This window comes from Microbacterium sp. NPDC056234, assembly GCF_042267585.1.
Lineage (GTDB): Bacteria > Actinomycetota > Actinomycetes > Actinomycetales > Microbacteriaceae > Microbacterium.
This window is the reverse complement of the sequence record NZ_JBHJTE010000001.1, coordinates 851,882-869,004: the sequence shown is the minus strand read 5'-3', so window position 1 is coordinate 869,004 and position 17,123 is coordinate 851,882. Positions and strand designations below refer to the sequence as shown.

At 67.6% G+C, this 17,123-nt stretch carries 10 protein-coding genes; 6 read left to right on the top strand and 4 right to left on the bottom strand.

Annotation, left to right across the window (positions count from 1 at the left end; translation table 11 throughout):
• Positions 1–20: 20 nt before the first annotated feature.
• Together ACFCYE_RS04200 and ACFCYE_RS04195 are read right to left on the bottom strand one after the other, a co-directional pair.
• Positions 21–1,562 (bottom strand): sugar ABC transporter ATP-binding protein, encoded by a 1,542-nt coding sequence (locus ACFCYE_RS04200; protein ID WP_376176558.1) that lies wholly within the window; start codon positions 1,560–1,562, stop codon positions 21–23.
• Complete coding sequence (locus tag ACFCYE_RS04195; protein ID WP_376176556.1) at positions 1,562–2,581, bottom strand: LacI family DNA-binding transcriptional regulator; 1,020 nt, start codon at positions 2,579–2,581, stop codon at positions 1,562–1,564. Before ACFCYE_RS04195 ends, ACFCYE_RS04200 begins: the two co-directional genes overlap by 1 nt.
• 348 nt (positions 2,582–2,929) lie before the next feature.
• On the opposite strand from ACFCYE_RS04195, the gene ACFCYE_RS04190 reads away from it, so the two are divergent.
• Entirely contained in the window at positions 2,930–4,429 is a 1,500-nt protein-coding gene (locus ACFCYE_RS04190; protein ID WP_376176554.1) for a DUF222 domain-containing protein, read from the top strand.
• Positions 4,430–4,622: 193 nt separating this feature from the next.
• On the opposite strand, the gene ACFCYE_RS04185 is transcribed toward ACFCYE_RS04190, so the two are convergent.
• Complete coding sequence (locus ACFCYE_RS04185; protein WP_376176552.1) at positions 4,623–7,115, bottom strand: glycoside hydrolase family 43 protein; 2,493 nt, start codon at positions 7,113–7,115, stop codon at positions 4,623–4,625.
• Positions 7,116–7,356: 241 nt separating this feature from the next.
• The gene (locus ACFCYE_RS04180; RefSeq protein ID WP_376176550.1) at positions 7,357–10,863 is read right to left on the bottom strand and encodes a family 43 glycosylhydrolase; all 3,507 of its coding nucleotides are present in this window, start codon (positions 10,861–10,863) and stop codon (positions 7,357–7,359) included.
• Between the two features lie 124 nt (positions 10,864–10,987).
• Here ACFCYE_RS04180 and ACFCYE_RS04175 point away from each other — a divergent pair, with 124 nt between their 5' ends.
• The 5 genes from ACFCYE_RS04175 (at position 10,988) to ACFCYE_RS04155 (ending at position 16,948) form a co-directional block, all read left to right on the top strand.
• Entirely contained in the window at positions 10,988–12,034 is a 1,047-nt protein-coding gene (locus ACFCYE_RS04175; protein ID WP_376176548.1) for a LacI family DNA-binding transcriptional regulator, read from the top strand.
• A 166-nt stretch (positions 12,035–12,200) separates the two neighbouring features.
• Positions 12,201–13,538 (top strand): extracellular solute-binding protein, encoded by a 1,338-nt coding sequence (locus ACFCYE_RS04170; protein WP_376176546.1) that lies wholly within the window; start codon positions 12,201–12,203, stop codon positions 13,536–13,538.
• Positions 13,535–14,482: a carbohydrate ABC transporter permease gene (locus ACFCYE_RS04165; protein WP_376176544.1), complete on the top strand. Its 948-nt coding sequence runs from the start codon at positions 13,535–13,537 to the stop codon at positions 14,480–14,482. Before ACFCYE_RS04170 ends, ACFCYE_RS04165 begins: the two co-directional genes overlap by 4 nt.
• The gene (locus ACFCYE_RS04160; protein ID WP_376176542.1) at positions 14,482–15,393 is read left to right on the top strand and encodes a carbohydrate ABC transporter permease; all 912 of its coding nucleotides are present in this window, start codon (positions 14,482–14,484) and stop codon (positions 15,391–15,393) included. Before ACFCYE_RS04165 ends, ACFCYE_RS04160 begins: the two co-directional genes overlap by 1 nt.
• A gap of 31 nt (positions 15,394–15,424) precedes the next feature.
• Positions 15,425–16,948 (top strand): alpha-N-arabinofuranosidase, encoded by a 1,524-nt coding sequence (locus tag ACFCYE_RS04155; protein WP_376176541.1) that lies wholly within the window; start codon positions 15,425–15,427, stop codon positions 16,946–16,948.
• The last annotated feature ends 175 nt before the right edge of the window (positions 16,949–17,123 follow it).

Genomic DNA, 17,123 nt, shown 5'->3' with positions numbered 1-17,123 from the left:
GCGCGCTCAGCCGTTACCGGTCACAGAGGATCGACGGCACCTCGGTCGGCGGCGATCATCTCGACGACCGTGTCGACGGTGACGCCGGGGCCGTTGGCGAGCTCCCCGATCTTCTCGCGATCCTTCAGCACGATGATCCGGTCACTCAGGCGCACGACCTCTTCCAGTTCGGACGAGATGAACACGACGGCCACACCGTCACCCGCGAGTTGCGCGATCCGGCGTTGGATGTCGATCTTCGCCGCGATGTCGATTCCGCGTGTCGGCTCGTCGAGGATCAGCACGTGCGGGCGCACCGCGAGTGCTCTGGCGAGCAGCACCTTCTGCTGCGTCCCGCCGGAGAGCAGCTGTGCCGGACGGTCGAGGTCGGCCGGCTCCAGGTGCAGGGCCTCCACGTACGTGTCGATCAGCGCTGCCGCTTCCGAGGGCGAAAGCGGACGCGACCAGCCGCGCAGCGCCTGGATCGAGAGCACGATGTTCTCGCGCGCCGTCAGTTCGGCGATGATCCCCTGCGTGCGACGGTTCTCGGTCGTCATCGCGATGCGGTGCTTCAGTGCGGTGGACGGACTGCGCAGGTCGAGCTTGGCACCGTCCACCCAGATCTCGCCGCTGTCCGCTCGCGCGGATCCGCTCAGCAGCGATGCCAGCTCGGTCCGTCCCGAGCCGCGCAGTCCGGCGAGGCCGATGATCTCCCCGCGCTGCAACTCGATGTCGGTCCGATCCATCTCGCCACGACGTCCGAGCTCGGTCGCCTGCAGCGCCGGCGTCCCGTCCGAGGCGTAGTGGTGACCCTTCCGCTCGGACTTCAGGGCCCGCAGGCTCTCGATGTCCTTGCCGAGCATCTGCGAGATCAGGTCGGCGCGCTCCAGATCGCGGGTCGCATGCTCACCGATCCACCTGCCGCCGCGCAGCACGGTCATCCGGTCGCTGATCGCGAACGCCTGCTCGAGGAAGTGCGAGACGAACAGGATCGCGACTCCCCGCTCGCGAAGTCCGCGGATCACCCGCATGAGCGTGGCGACCTCGGCCTGGTCGAGGCTCGATGTCGGCTCGTCGAGCACCAGCACCCGCGGGTCGTCGACGACGGCACGCGCCAGCGCCACCAGCTGCTTCTGTGCCGGCGAGAGCATCGAGAGCGGGGTCCTCGGATCGAGATCCTCGAGGCCAAGGCGAGTCAGGGCGTCGGCGGCGTCCCTCCGGGTGCGTCGCCAGTCGATGCCGAAGACGCCGCGGCGTTCGCGTCCGAGCATGACGTTCTCGCCGACGCTCAGGTTCGGAGCCAGCTGCGTCTCCTGGAAGACGGTCGCGATGCCGGCGGCTCTGGCGTCCGCCACGCCGGCGAAGCGGCGCGGCTCGCCGTCGACCGACACGGTTCCCGCCACCGGCTCGCACGTCCCGGTGAGCACGGCGATGAGCGTGGACTTCCCGGCGCCGTTCTCGCCCATCAGGGCGTGCACCTCGCCGGGGAACAGGCGGAAGTCGACGTCGTCGAGCGCCCGAACACCGGGGAAGTCGACCGTGATGCCTGCGAGTTCGACCAGCGGCTCGGCATCCTGTGCCATCACCGCACCTCCCGCGGCGCGGCCGACGACGCCCGCGGCACGAGCTCGGTCGGGATGCGGGTGAGCGCCGGGATCTCGCGCTCCTCGATGGCCGCGCGCAGCATCTCGACCACCGCGCCTCCGAGCGCGTGGAAGTCCTGGCGGACCGTCGTGAGCGGCGGGATGAAGTGCCGTGCGAGCGGCACATCGTCGAACCCGACGATGCTGAGATCCTTCGGCACCTCGAAGCCCTTGTCATGGAGGCCGTGGATGAGCCCGATCGCCATGTCGTCGTTGGCGACGAAGACTGCGGTGTAGTCGGGCAGCCGGTTGAGGCCCATCGCGAAGTCGTAGGCGAAGTCCGCTGTCCAGTCGCCGACCACGATCGGCCGCTCGCGGATGCCCCACGACTTCGCCCTGGTGTGGAAGGCGCGCTCTCTGGCGCGCGCGTCCAACCAGTCCAGGGGACCCGCGATGTGCAGGATGTCCCTGTGCCCGAGGGCGACGAGATGGTCCACCACGAGGGTCGTGCCGGCGTGCTGATCGATCGAGACGGTCAGGAAGGTCGGGTCGGCGTCCGCCTTCACGACGAGCATCGGCACGCTGAGCGATATCCGGCGCAGCGCCGCTACGGACGACGAACGGGGTGCGATGACGCACAAGGCATCGACGCCCTGTGTGACCAGGCTGTCCACGGCATCCTGCGGCGAGAGCGCTTCGTCCTCGTGCAGCGCGACGGCGGTGACGGAGTAGTCCGCGGTGCGCGCGGCGAGTTCGACCGCGCGCAGGATGCTGGTGGGGCCGAAGGCCACCGGACTCTCGATGATGACGCCGATGCGGCGCGTGCGCTGAGTGGCCAGCGCCCTGGCGACGAGGTTGGGGCGGTAGTCGAGCTCTTCGATCGCCTCGAGCACGCGCCGGCGGGTGTCCGGTTTGATGTTCGGGTGATCGTTCAGCACCCGGGAGACGGTCATGTGCGACACGCCTGCGATCACCGCGACCTGGCGGATGTTGGGCTTGTCCGAGCCGACGTTCGCCATGCGCACCTCCGTCGGCCTCGCCTTCGGAGATGTTACCGAGAACACGTTCGGACTCGCAATCGGGACCGATCAGTTCTGGCGGATGAGCACCGTGGGTCGCGCATGAGCACCGTGGTTCACGAGGGTGTGGCCGAGAACGATGCCCGAAACCCGGTTCTGGTCGACGCGTGCGGCGGACCCGGGAATCCTGCGGCGGGCTGTCCGTCAGCGGACCCAGACGACACGTTGGTGAGAGAACTGGCCGGCTCGACGCCACATCAATCACTCGACATCCGGTGGCCTGAGGCCTGTGGACAACTCGGGGTGCAGGGCGGCGGAATGTCGGTGGTCGGGGGTTGAATGGTGGGCATGAACAGCACCGCGGCGGTTCTTGATCGGGTCGTTTCCGACCTCGATCTCACGATCGAGAGCGCGGTGCGATCCGCAGGGCTGGGCGGCATGTCGGACGCGGAGAAGATGGACGTGCTCCGCCTCGCGGGCGAGGCCCACCGACGCCTGGACGCTCTGGTCGTCGAGACGGTCGCATCGGTCGACACCCGCCCCGCCGGGTCGGGGGTGCCGACGTTCCCGGCCGTGTTCGGATGCCGGAACATGAACGAACTGCTCCAACGCGCACTGCGCGTCGACGCGACCGGGGCCGGGCGGATCGTGAAAGCCGCCGGCGCCGTGCACCGCGACGTCGCACTCACCACCGGGGCGCCCCTCCCCGCGCGGTGGCCCGCGCTGCGCGAGGCGATGCTGGACGGTGCGATCGGCATCGCCGGGCTGCTCGCCGCGACCGACCCCATCGACCGCACCCGCGACCGCATCACCGGGGCGGACCGGCTGCGCGCCGATGCCGAACTCGCCGCCTGCGCCCGCGGACTGGACGCGGCCAAGGGCGACGCGACCGGCATCGAACCGGACGCGCCCGATATCGAACCGGACGCGACCGCCGGCCCGCCGGAGTCCGGCCCGCCGGCGACACCGGACGATCTGCGACAGTTCGCGCTGCTCATCGCGATCTACCTCGACCCGGACGGGGCGGCGCCGACCGAAGCACAGGCCGTCCAGAACCGGTCCCTGACCATCGGGCGCCTCCGAAACGGGGTGTATCCGATCCGAGGCGCCCTGCTCCCCGAAACTTACGGGCAGCTGAAACTCCTCATCGACGCCCAGAACAATCCGAAAGTCGGCGGCCCACCCGATCTCGGCGTCACCTTCCGCGAGAGCGGTGATGCGGAGGAGGTGCTCGACGCGTTCAACACAGACCCCCGCGCGGTGATCGACCCCCGCACCCTGCCGCAGAAACAGCACGACGCCCTCGCGTTCGCACTCATCATCGCCGCCCGCCACGACGACATGCCTTCGCTCGGCGGCGCCGCCCCCACCCTGGTCGTGCAGGTCGACGCCGAAGCCTTCGTCCGGGGAACCGGATGGGCCCACATCGCCGGCGTCGACACCCCCGTTCCGGTATCGGTCGCCGCGCACGCCGCCTGCTCCGCGACGATCCAACGCGTTCTGTTCCACGAAGGCCGCATCGTCGGAATCAGCACCACCGACCGCATCTTCAACGTCCACCAGCGTCGGGCGATCGTGCTGCGCGACAAGGAATGCCTCATCCCCGGCTGCCACGTCCCCGCAACCTGGTGCGAGATCCACCACGTCGAAGAACATTCCCGCGGCGGCCCCACCCACACCGACAACGGCGTCCCCCTGTGCTGGTGGCACCACCGCACCATCGACCACTCCGGCTGGGAGATCCGCATGACCAACGGCACACCCCACATCCGCGGCCCCGCCTGGTGGGATCCGCTACAGAAATGGCGCACACCTCGACCCCCACTCCCCGCATGGGTCGGCGGATGACCCACGACCCACGACCCACGAAGCGCCGCCGGCCGGTCGAGCAGATCGGCACGCTCGATGACGCTGCCTGAGGAACGAAGGCGAAGCCCCCTCCACGTCGTGGAGGACGCCTGCCCCAGGCGCCTGGCATAGTGCCAGACGCCTGGGTGCAGCCCGTCAGCCGATCACCAACGACACCAGTGACGTGTCGCGCTCAGTCGCAGCCGGTCGCCGCGGTTGCGACGTTCTGCTGCACCACGATCTCCTCCCCATCGACGCTCGCGGTTGCGGTCACCAAGAGCTCGCCGGCCGGAACGTCGGCCTGCTTGGTGTTGATCGACGCCGACCCGCTCTCGCCTGGTGCGATCGCTCCGAGATCGCGCTGACCGAACTCCGACGAGACCGAGAACGTCGCGTCGACGGCGTCCTCATTCGTGACCGAAACCGTCTGCTTCACGAACTTCCCCGCCACGCAGCGATCCGTCACCTCGACCGAGAACGCCAACGCCACCGGACGCTCGGCAGCAGTGAACGTCCAGTTGTCGATCTCGGCGAGGTCGGCATCCTCCTCCGCGCCCTCTGCTGCCGCGAAGACGAAGAACACGTCGTGCTCGCCCGTCGCGCCGGTGACGTCAGCCTGCACGTCGGTCCACTCTCCGGCCGTGCCGCCGAGCGGGATCTCCGCGACGACCGGACCGTCGACATCATCCAGTCGCACCTGGACACTCGCCCCGGCGACCAGCGGCTTCACGCGCGCCGACACTGTTTGGGCGCCGTCACCGAAGTCGACTCCGGCGATGCCGGTGAAGTCGCCGCCATCGACTCCTGCGAGCACCATGTTTCCGGCGCTGTTGTGCTCGGGGAACTCGACGGAGGCGGCCTCGGTCGCCGCCGTCTTGATGCCGAGCTGCCAGGCCAGCGTTTCAGCCTCGAACGTGCGATACGGATCGAACGACTCCACCTGATCGACGCCGGCACGAGTGCCCTGGATCGGATTGATGGTGCCGTCCTCGTTGAACTCCAGTTTGTCGATGTGCACCGAGCGATAGCCCTGCGTCGCCCCCGGCGTGCCGAGTGCTGCGGCCCATGCCGCACCGCGAGTCTGCGCGTGATAGGTGAAGTACGTCTCGCCCTTGAAAGTGAACATGTCGGAGTGGTTGTTGCCGCCGTTGCCCGCACCGAAGTGCACCGCGGGGTTCTGGAAGGCCACGCCGGCGTACTTCGCCGAGGTGAGGTCCATCGGGTCGTCGGTCATCATGTACGCGATAGCACCGCGCTCCGGGTACTCGCCCGGAACCTCGTTCACCTGGAAGTTCGACGAGTACGAGTAGTAGTACTTGTCGCCGTGCTTGAACATGGTGGATGCTTCGAAGATGCCCGGCGCATCGATCTCGACCGGATCACCGTCGAGCGTGACCATGTCGTCCATCAGCTTCGCCACGCGAGTCGACTTCGGGTTCTGCGGTCCCTGCTGGTTCGGGCTCGTGCCGATGACCGAGTTGCCGCCGAAGTACAGGTAGGCCTGTCCATCGTCGTCGATGAACACCTCCGGGTCGAACAGCCACATCCCGGCCGGGAAGCCACCGTTAGCGATGTACTCCGATGACACGGTGTCCGGGATGATCTTCTTGCCCAGCGGGTCCTCCCACGGGCCGAGCGGCGAACCTCCGACGACCACGGCCGTTCCGGTGCCGCTGTCACAGAAGTACAGGTAGACCTTGCCGTCCTTCTCGATCGCGGCCGGCGCCCAGGAATTGCGCGCCCACGGTGCCGCACCGCCCTCACGCGCGACGGGCACTGCGCCGTGATCGACCCAGTTGACCATGTCGCTGGTCGACATCACGTTGAGACGTGTGATCCCGCCGTATCCGTTCGACTGAGTCGGTAGGCCGTTCGCATCCTTGTTGTTCAGCTCGTACTGCTGCGTGTCGTCGGTCGAGTAGATGTAGAGACGACCGTTGTAGACGAGGTGGTGCGGGTCAGCGCCGAACTTGTGCCCGACCAGCGGATTGTGATCGCCGATCGGCTTGGTCTGCACCTGCTCGAGGCTCGTGAACTCCGGCGCAGGCGGAGCATCGGCGATCTTCACGAGCGAGACCTCGTCGACCTGGAAGTCCTGCAGCGCGTTCGATCCCCACGGCGTCTCGACGAAGAGCCAGTCGGCACCGGCGTGCCGGGCCTCGGCGGTGAACTGCTGCGAGAAGGTCCCCCATTCGCCTTTGGTGAAGGTGTGTCCGTAGTCCGCGCAGCCGTTGAAGTTCGCCGGGCAGAACGTGAAGTTGAACTGCTGCGTGTCCGCACCGGCGCTGTATTTGAGCTTTCCTGTCACCCGATAGGACGCACCGAGTTCGATCTTGCCCGTGACGCTCGCGAACGGTCCGGACTGGGTGTTCTCCCGCGCCGTGGTCAGCAGCGAATGCGCTCCGCTCGCAGCATCCGTACTCAGTGAGAGCGTGCCGCCTCGGGTGTTGGTCCACCCGGTCGCGTCCGCGACGAACCGCCCATCGGGAAGAAGGGTGCCCGGCACAGCCGGTGGTTCCTCGGCCGCGGCGGTCTGGGCTGCTCCGATCGGTGTCGCGTGCGCTGAATCGGCCGCACCGATGGCGGTCATGGATGACGCGATGAGCGCCGAGGCGCCCACGAGAGCGGCTGCAAGTCGTATCGACTTCTTCCGGCCCTGCACACGTCCGAGTTGTTGTGATGTCACGGTCTGCACTCCTTTGTCTGATTGACCGCAGGTCGACACGATGATGTGCCGACGCCCGGATGTTACCGGTATCAGAGATTGGCAAGCAAGAGTTTCGGAGTGACCATCAGAACTTTCGTCGCGCGTCAAGCGCTCTCGACGACGCAGAAATCCCCTTCGTCGGATGGATGGCTGGAACGGCCTCCGACAAAGGGGATTTCTCCGACGCGCGGGATCGACCCGCGTCAACCGCGACCCGGGATCAGCCGCAGCCGACCGCCTCCGTGTCGACCTTGCGCTGGACCTGGATCTCCTGCCCATCGACCCTGGCCGTCGCAGTGACCGTCACCTGACCGGCCGGGACCTCCGCCCGCTTGGTGTTGATCGTCGCCGACTCGCTCGCGCCTGCCGCGACCACGCCCAGATCCCGCGACCCGAACGCCGATGCGACCGCGAACGACGCATCCGCTTCTGACTCGTTCACAACACGAACCGTTTGCTTCACGAACTTCCCCGCCACGCAGCGATCCGTCACCTCGACCGTGAACGGGAGCGCGGCCTCGACTGTCACGGTCACCGAAACCGCCCGGTTCTCCGGGGCGACCTCTTCAGCGGCTTCCTGGTCGAGCACCGGCATCCCGTCGGCCGAGAAGTGCACCCTGCGCACGAACATGTCGCGTCCGGTCAGCCCGTTGTGGTCGGTGCGCGCGTGGAAGACGTACAGCAGATTGCCGTCCTCGTCATACGACCACATGCCGTGGCCGGTGCCCAGCTGCCACTCGCCGTTGAACATGCCGGACTTCTGAACCGGGTAGTTCAGTTTGGTCCAGGATGCCGGGTCGGCGAGATCCGCACCCGCACCCGCTGACGCGGTCGCAAGCCCCGTCGTGTAGGTGTCGCCGACGGTCGATCCGGAATACAGCATGTAGAGCGTGCCGTCGCGCTCGAGCACGTTCGGCCCCTCGGCGATGGTGTTGTCCCACGCATACTCGGGCGCGAGGATGCGCACGGGCTCGGTCGTGAGCCGCGTCGGTTCAGTCGGGTCGACCTCGGCGATGTAGATCGCTCCGAGCATCTGCCACGCGTAGTACGACTTCCCGGAATCCTGGAAGAACGTCATGTCGAGCGAGATCTGCTGCACGGGGTTGAGGATGCCGCCATCAGCGCGCACGACGGGCTCGGCCCTGGTCCAGTTCGCCGGGACCGCCGGATCCAGATCGGCACCTGAGGCATCCTGCTTCAACTGGATGATGCTCGCACGCCCGGTCCACATGTCCGGTCGACCGTTGTCGCCGTCGTAGCAGGGCATGAACAGGATCGACAGCTTCCCATCGATCACGTGGAACTCGGGCGCCCAGAAGCATCCCGTCATCAAGTTGCCGGCGGCATCCTCGTCACCCGCCGTCAGCAGATCGATCTCGACGTTGCGGCCGGCGACGATCGCGTCGTCCGAGAGGTCTTCGATGCGCTCGGCGATGCGGATCGGCATGTGCGGACCGTTCGCAGGGTCGACCGGGTTGAGGTTCAGATCCTCCGTCGCGATCATCAGGAACCGCGTCCGACCGTTCGCCTCGTAGCGGAACACCGACGGATCGGCGCGCTCATCGGCGAACGGCGTCGGATATTCGGGCTGCTTCACCCTCCCGGTGACGACGTAGTCCCCGGGCGCCGAGGTGTCGACGGCCGCGAGGTCGTCGTCGTTCCACGCGATCGCGCGCGTCGCGTCCGAACCGTCGCTGTAGCCGAGCTCGACGCGCTCGGGCAGGTCGGATGCCGAGAATGAGGCGCCCTGCGCCACCGTCACGCCCTCCAGCACCTCCGCCGTCGTGTTCGTGATCGGTCCGAAGCGCACCTTCAGCGCCCCAGCCGTGTCCGACGGGATCGGCACGGCGTTGCCGGTGGCATAGTCCGCGACGCCATCGGCCTCGGCACCGGCCGTGGCCGCGATCGCCCCGCGGCGCACGGGACCTCGGGTGCTCCCATCCGCCAGATCGGCGAACGTCGTGTAGTTGGCGACGCCCGAGTCGCTGGTCCAGGTCACGACGTAGCGCCCGGCGGCCGAGTCCCACACCGCCCCCGGGTCGTTCACGCCGTCGGTGACGCCGACGTCCAGCATCCCGACCTCGGTGTAGGACAGCAGATCGTCGGTACGGGCGAAGAGCACGTGCGACGCCTGCGTCCCATCGGATGCTCCGCCACGCGCCACGCGTGTGGCGATGATTCCGTAGCCGCCTTCGGGCAGCGCGAACAGGTGCGGGTCGCGGAGGCTCCGGATGAGCGCCTCGGACGGACCGTTCGCCGGCACCTCCTCGCTGGTCTTCGGGAAGAAGATGCCGTAGTCGTCGTTCAGGGGCGCCCAGCCATCCGAGCCGGCGAGCGCGAGGTGCACGCTGAGCGCGACATCGGCGTTGTTCGCCTCGTTCGCGGTCGTGGGCGTCCGACTGTAGGCGAGCAGGTCGACGGATGCCGAGGCCGGCAGCACCGTCACGACGAAGCGCCGGAGGACGTCCGTTCCGCTCGACTCATCGGTGACCGCGACCTCGATCTCGGCTCGAACCGCGGCATCGCCCGCGAGGGAGATCGTGCCGTCGGCGACGCTCACGCCGGCGCCCGCCACATCCGTCACGGTGATCGTCGCACCGACGGGAGCCGCGGGCAGAGCGGCACCGGCGGCGACGACGGGTGCGATGACGAACTGCTCCGCCAGGCGCTGAGCGCGCTCGGCATCCGTCGACGTCGAGGGTTCGACAGTGACGGTGATCGTCCGGCTCGCGGCCCGACCGCGCACCGATGCGGTCGCGGTGAGCTCGACCTCGACCGGATCCTGTCCGATCAATGGCGGCGTGACGGTGCCGTCGGTCGCGACGACGTCCGGGTTGGATGACATCCAGGAAACCTCTCCTCCTGCTGTGGGCAAACTGATGTGATCGCTGGTGGTGATGTCAGCGAGGTCGAGAGCGTCGACGACGGCCTGCGCCAGCGCCTGCAGTTCAGCGGCGTGCACCGCGGCATCCGCTTCGGCGACGGCGGCGACCTCATCGTCGCCGAGCGCCCGGTCGTACACGCGGAAGCTCGAGATCTCGCCCTGGAAGAGGGCGTCGGGCCAGGGCGACCGACCGATCGCGTTCAGAGATTGATCGGCGACGTCACCCGGGACGAATCCGACGTCGCGGGATGCGGCGAGCATGCCGTCGAGATAGAGCGACAGCACGCCATCGGAGGCGGTGACGGCGACATTGACCCATCGGTCGGCGGCGACACCGCACGACGACGACGCCGCCAGCTCCTCGACGCCGGCCGATTTGATGCCTGCCAGCGGCGTGCGTCCTGAGCCGCAGTTCAACGACGTGAAGAAGTACTCGGTGCCGGACGCATCGTTGCCGATGTTCCACAGGAAGTGGAACGAGCTCAGCATCGCCGCACTCGCCTTGACCTCGGCGGTGACGGTGGCCGTTCTGGCGCCGGCGAGCAGATCCTCCGGCAGTTCCACCCACGTTCCGGTGGCCTTGTCGCCGCCGCGCAGTACGAGGCCGTCGGCCGTCCAGTCGCCGGCCTCGACGTTGTGCACGAGTGCTTCACCCACGACGGAGTCCGGCACGCCGTTGGGCACAGTCGTCCCGTTGCCGTCGACGAAGTCGTAGGACGCGACGAGTCCGGAGGCCGGCGCACCGGCGGCGATCGCGGCCGGAGCGGCGAAGGCGCCCAGCGCGACCGAACAGGCCGCGACCAGAGCGGCGGACGCGAGCCCGGCACGGTGAATGGTTGGCATTGTCACTCTCCTCTGAGTGGCTCGGCGCCACACGCGCCGTGGCGTCACGCCGACGTTACCGGTGACGCGACGATTCTACAACGTTGTAGTTGCGGACGGCGGGCCCGCGATTAGGCTGACCGGAATGAAAGCGACGACGCCACTGCGAGCGACCATGAAGGATGTCGCGGCGCTCGCGGGCGTCTCGCCCAAGACCGTCTCCAACGTGGTCACCGGCACGGTCGTCGTTCGCGAGGAGACCAGGGCGCGCGTCGAAGCGGCCATGGCCGAGCTCGACTTCGTCCCGAACCTCAGCGCCAGAGGTCTTCGCCAGGGACGCTCCGGGATCATCGCGCTCGCCCTCCCCGATCTCGCGACGGCCTATTCGGCCGAGCTCGTGCACCGCATCGTCGAAGCCGCCCACGAACGCGGACTCGCGGTTCAGATCGAGGAGACGGCCACCGAGCCCGCCCGCGAGAAGGAACTGCTGTCGCGGGCTCGCGCGCACCTCGTCGACGGCCTGATCCTGAACCCGATCCGCATGGAGGACAGCGTCGTCCGCTATGCGGATCGCCTGCCGCCCATCGTCGTGATCGGCGAGGTGGAGCAGCATCGCACCGACCAGGTGCTCATCGACAGCCGCCAGGCGGCTGCGGACGCCACCCGTCACGTCATCGCGCGCGGCGCACGGCGGATCGCGGTCGTCGGCGCGGATGACCGCGGCGAAGTGGCGACCGCCACGAGTCGGCTGCGTCTCTCGGGCGTCCACGACGCGCTGCGCGAGGCGGGACTCCCCCGCGACCCCACCATGGCGGTCAACCGGCTGCCCTGGTCCATGGCGGCCGGCGCCGAAGGCGTCACCGAGCTGCTCGCGCGGGGAGTGGCCTTCGACGCGGTCGTGGCGTTCACCGATTCCATGGCGGCCGGAGCTCTGCACGCGCTCCACAGCAACGGCATAGACGTGCCGGGTGACGTCATCGTCACCGGCTTCGACGATGTCGAGTTCTCACGATTCACCTCTCCGGCGCTCACGACGATCGCGTTCGACCGTCGTGCGTTCGCTGAGGCGGCAGTGGGTCTTCTGCTGTCCCGGATCGACGAACCTGACGCACCGCCTCGCTCGCTCACACTGTCGCACCAGCTGATCGAGCGGGGCAGCACGGCTCGGACCCCCTCGGGTCACCCCCGCTGAGCTCGCACTCGGAAGTCCCGGCACCCCGGCATATCGAGCGATTCCGCGCGATCCCGGTCAATCCCAAGCGATTCCCCCGTCGCGCTTGCGCCCAGGATTACCACGATGTAATGATGGGACCGCTCGATCCACCCGAAGCAATGACGACTGTCACGAAGGAGTGACGATGACGCCCCCGCTCGACCTGTCCCGAAGGCAGTTCCTCGCTGCCGCATCGGTAGCCGCCGGCAGCGTGCTGCTCGCCGGCTGCGCACCAGGCACATCCACGGGTTCCACAGCCCAGACCCTCCAGTTCTGGCACCTGCTCTCCGGCGGCGACGGCGTCACGATGACGTCGCTGCTCGACGGAGTGAACAAAGCCCAGGACGCCTACGCCATCCGACCGACCGTCCTCGCCTGGGGAACGCCGTACTACACGAAGCTCGCCATGGCGGGTGCCGGCGGACGCGCACCGGATGTCGCGGTCATGCACGCGACCCGCACGGTCGGCTGGGCGCCCGGTGGCCTCCTCGACACCTGGGACATCGACAAGCTCGCCGAACTCGGCGTGGACAGCTCCACCTTCCCGAAGCCGATCTGGGAAAAGGGCTTCGTCGGCGAGGGGATGTACAGCATCGCCCTCGATGCGCACCCGTTCGTCCTGATGTTCAACACCGACATCTGCGACGCGGCCGGCGTGCTGGAGTCGGATGGGTCGCTCACGCAGACCTCGTCTCCCGAGGAGTACCTCGACCAGCTCCGCACGATCGCCGGTTCCTCCGGCGAGCACGCCCTGTCGTACGGATACCTCGGCGACGGTGCTCAGATGTGGCGCCTGTTCTACGGCCTGTACGCGCAGCACGGTCTCGAGATCGAACTTCCGGTCGGCGGCAGGGCCGTGATCGACAAGGATGCCGCGGTGGAGGTCCTCACCTTCATGCAGACCCTGCTCGACGGCGAGATCGCGAACACACAGGCCGACTACGGCACCGCCGTCGCCGAGTTCGCCTCTGGCAAGAGCGGCATGTTCATGACCGGCGTCTGGGAGCTGCGCACCATGCAGAGTGCCGGCATCCCGTTCGACGCCACCATGATCCCGGCGCTGTACGGGCAGCAGGCGGTGTACGCGGACTCGCACTCGTTCGTCCTCCCCCACCAGACCAACGCCGACCCTGTGCGGCGCGAGCTGACGTATCAGTTCGTCGCCGACATGCTGAAGGGCTCCTTCGGCTGGGCCGAGGCCGGTCACATCCCGGCCTATCTGCCGGTCACGGAATCGTCGGAGTACGACGATCTCGTCCCGCAGGCGCACTACGCCGAGGCCGCCCAGCACGTCGTGTACGACCCGATCGCGTGGTTCACGGGATCAGGATCGAATTTCCAGAGCGAGTTCGGCGCCGCCGTGCAGGGGGTCCTGCTCTCCGGCGACGACCCTGCCGCTGCCATCGACCGCTTCGAGTCGCGGGTGAACACGATGCTCGCTCAGCCGAACCCGGCCGACCCGGAAGGGACGTGGAAGTCATGACCACCACCGCCTCCTCGTCCACTCGCGTGATCGTGACCGGCAAGGCCGCCGACCACCGCGGGCGCCAGTCCGGACCGGTGAAGCGCGAGCAGCTGATCAGCTGGGCGTTCCTGACCCCGTTCCTCATCGCGTTCCTGTTGTTCCTCGTCTGGCCGATCGCCCACGGCATCTACCTGAGCTTCACCGACCAGTCCCTGACGGGTGCCGGCGGGTCGCTGGTCGGCTTCGCGAACTACGCCGAGGCCCTCACCGACCCCGTCATGTGGCAGTCGCTGTGGAACACGGTCTGGTTCACGCTGCTGTCCACGGTGCCCCTCGTCCTGATCGCCCTCATCATGGCGGCGCTCGTCGACCGCGGCCTCCCAGGACAGTGGCTGTGGCGGCTGTCGTTCTTCATGCCCTACCTGCTGGCGTCGACCGTCATCTCGCAGATCTGGGTCTGGATCTTCAACCCCCAGATCGGTGCGGCCAACAACATCCTGAAGGCCATCGGGCTCGAGCCGATCGCGTGGCTGCAGAACCCCGACACGAACATGCTGTCGATCGTCATCGCGACGGTGTGGTGGACGGTCGGGTTCAACTTCCTGCTCTACCTGGCGGCCATGCAGAACATTCCGCCGCAGCAGTACGAGGCCGCGTCGCTCGACGGCGCAGGCGCCTGGCGTCAGTTCTGGTCGATCACGCTCCCGCAGCTGGGCCCGGCCACCGTGCTGATCCTGATCCTGCAGATCCTGGCCTCCCTGAAGCTGTTCGATCAGGCGTACCAGATGCTCGGTGGTGTCGCGAGCGACACCACCCGGTCGATCGTCCAGTACATCTACGAGGCCGGATTCGTCAGCTACCGATTCGGATACTCGGCAGCCATCTCCTACGTGTTCTTCGCAATCATCGTCATCATCGGCGTCGCCCAGGCTCTGGTCATGCGCCGCCGGAAGGAGCAGTGATGTCCACCGCAACTCTCTCTCCGACCGAGGCGATCACGGTCGCGAAGCCCGGCCGCGCACGCCGATCGCACGCCCCAGGGCAGAAGCCGTTCGGTCCGCTGCGCGTCACCGCGTTCATCGTCCTGCTGCTGATGGCGGTCGGCTGGCTGCTGCCGTTCCTCTGGGCGGTCGCCACGGCCTTCAAGACCGAGACGGATGCCGCGTCCGGCGATGCGTCCTGGATCGGCGCCTCCGGCCCGACGGTCGAGGCGTTCGTCGCGATCCTGTCGCAGGGCAATGTCTACATCTGGGCGTTCAACAGCCTCTGGACCTCGGTGGCGGTGACGCTGATCACGCTCGCGATCTCGGCTCTGGCCGCGTACGCGTTCTCGCGGCTGGACTTCACCGGGCGCAAGTGGCTGTTCGCCGTGATCATCGCCTCGATCGTGGTGCCGCCTCAGGTGCTGATCATCCCGCTGTTCTACCAGATGCTCACGTTCAACATGATCGACACCTACTGGGGGCTGATCCTGCCGCAGGTCGTGGCGCCGGCGATGGTGTTCATCCTGAAGCGGTTCTTCGACGCCATCCCGATCGAGCTCGAGGACGCGGCGCGCGTCGACGGCGCGACCCGGTTCCGCATCTTCTGGTCCATCGTGCTGCCGCTGTCGCGACCGATCCTGGCCTCGGTCGCGATCTTCGTCTTCATCGGCGCGTGGAACAACTTCCTGTGGCCGTTCCTCGTCATCAACGACACCACCCTGATGACGCTGCCCGTCGGTCTTCAGACCGTGATCAGCGCCTACGGCGTGCAGTACGCGCAGGTCATGGCCCAGGCCGTGCTCGCCGCGCTGCCGTTGATCATCGTGTTCATCATCTTCCAGAAGCAGATCGTCAAGGGCGTCGCGACCAGCGGCTTCGGCGGCCAGTGATCCCCGCACCGAGACCATAACAAGGAGAGCAATGTCTCAGGCCCGCATCACCATCGACCGCGACTTCACGATCGCCGACGTGCCCCGGAGGCTCTTCGGATCGTTCGTAGAGCACATGGGGCGCTGCGTGTACACCGGCATCTACGAGCCGGGCCACCCCCAGTCGGACGAGCGCGGCTTCCGTCGCGACGTCCTCGCCCTGGTGCGCGAGATGGGGCCGACGGTGATCCGCTATCCGGGCGGCAACTTCGTCTCCGGGTACAACTGGGAGGACGGCGTCGGCCCTGCCGCCGATCGCCCTGTGCGCATGGATGGCGCGTGGCACACGATCGAGACCAACGCGTTCGGGTTGCACGAGTTCGTCGACTGGGCCCGTGAGGCGGATGTCGAGGTGATGGAGGCCATCAACCTGGGCACCCGCGGAGTCGACGAGGCACGCGCGCTGGTCGAGTACGCCAACCACCCGGGTGGCACGTACTGGTCGGACCTGCGTCGTCGCAACGGCGCCGCAGACCCGTTCGACATCAAGCTCTGGTGCCTGGGCAATGAGCTGGACGGCCCGTGGCAGATCGGCCACAAGACGGCCGACGAGTACGGACGTCTCGCCCAGGAGACCGCCAAGGCGATGAAGCTCGTGGACCCGTCGATCGAGCTGGTCGCGGTGGGGTCGTCGAACCGCGGGATGCCGACCTTCGGCACGTGGGAGCACACCGTGCTCACCCACGCGTACGACGAGGTCGACTACATCTCGATGCACGCGTACTACCAGGAGCACGACGGCGACACGGAGTCGTTCCTGGCGGATGCCGTCGACATGGATGCCTTCATCGACGGCGTCATCGCCACGATCGACGCGGTCAAGGCCGCGGGCAAGCACACCAAGCAGGTGAACATCTCTTTCGACGAGTGGAACGTGTGGGACCAGCACAAGTACAACAGTGTCGAGGCCGACGAGATCGAGGCGGCCGGCTGGAAGCAGCACCCCCGCCTGATCGAGGACACGTACTCGGTGACGGATGCCGTGGTCGTCGGCACGCTGCTGAACAGCCTGCTGCGTCACGGCGACCGCGTGAAGATCGCCAACCAGGCGCAGCTCGTCAACGTCATCGCCCCGATCCGCTCTGAGGAGGGCGGTCCGGCCTGGCGGCAGACGAGCTTCTGGCCCTTCGAGCGCATGGCCCGCCTGGCCAAAGGCCGGGTCCTGCGCCTCGCCGTGAACGCGACGCAGATCAGCACCAAGCGGTACGGCGATGTGGACGCGGTGGATGCCGCGGCGACCTGGGACGAGGAGACCGGCCGGGTCGTGGTGTTCGTCGCGAACCGCTCGCTGGAATCGTCCAACGACCTCACACTCGACTTGCGCGGCTTCGGCGAGCTACGGGTCGCGAGCGCCGAAGTCCTGACGAGTCCCGAGGGCGGCGACCGGCTCACGGCGAACCTGGAGACCGCTCCGGATCGCGTGGGCATGGTGCCGCTCACCGGCGTCGAGGTCGTCGACGGCGTCGTGCGCGCGACGCTCCCGCCGGTGTCCTGGTCGGTGATCGAGCTCGCGTAACTCCTTTCTCCCCTCCCCCTTCGTTCGTTGAGCGAGGACGGCGGAGCCGACCGAGTCGAAACGCGTGAACGGCTGAAGATCCTTGGCCTCGATCGCGCTTCGACTCGCTCCGTTCGCTCAACAAATGAGCGAACGGGCGCCTGCTCACGAACAAGAAAGAGCGGCTCGCTCACTC

What these genes read in the sequence shown, in the direction of transcription:
- ACFCYE_RS04195 (WP_376176556.1), bottom strand. Translation starts at nt 2,581, where the DNA reads ATGGCGAACGTCGGCTCGGACAAGCCCAACATCCGCCAGGTCGCGGTG.
- ACFCYE_RS04155 (WP_376176541.1), top strand. Translation starts at nt 15,425, where the DNA reads ATGTCTCAGGCCCGCATCACCATCGACCGCGACTTCACGATCGCCGAC.
- ACFCYE_RS04165 (WP_376176544.1), top strand. Translation starts at nt 13,535, where the DNA reads ATGACCACCACCGCCTCCTCGTCCACTCGCGTGATCGTGACCGGCAAG.
- ACFCYE_RS04160 (WP_376176542.1), top strand. Translation starts at nt 14,482, where the DNA reads ATGTCCACCGCAACTCTCTCTCCGACCGAGGCGATCACGGTCGCGAAG.
- ACFCYE_RS04200 (WP_376176558.1), bottom strand. Translation starts at nt 1,562, where the DNA reads ATGGCACAGGATGCCGAGCCGCTGGTCGAACTCGCAGGCATCACGGTC.
- ACFCYE_RS04175 (WP_376176548.1), top strand. Translation starts at nt 10,988, where the DNA reads ATGAAAGCGACGACGCCACTGCGAGCGACCATGAAGGATGTCGCGGCG.
- ACFCYE_RS04180 (WP_376176550.1), bottom strand. Translation starts at nt 10,863, where the DNA reads ATGCCAACCATTCACCGTGCCGGGCTCGCGTCCGCCGCTCTGGTCGCG.
- ACFCYE_RS04190 (WP_376176554.1), top strand. Translation starts at nt 2,930, where the DNA reads ATGAACAGCACCGCGGCGGTTCTTGATCGGGTCGTTTCCGACCTCGAT.
- ACFCYE_RS04170 (WP_376176546.1), top strand. Translation starts at nt 12,201, where the DNA reads ATGACGCCCCCGCTCGACCTGTCCCGAAGGCAGTTCCTCGCTGCCGCA.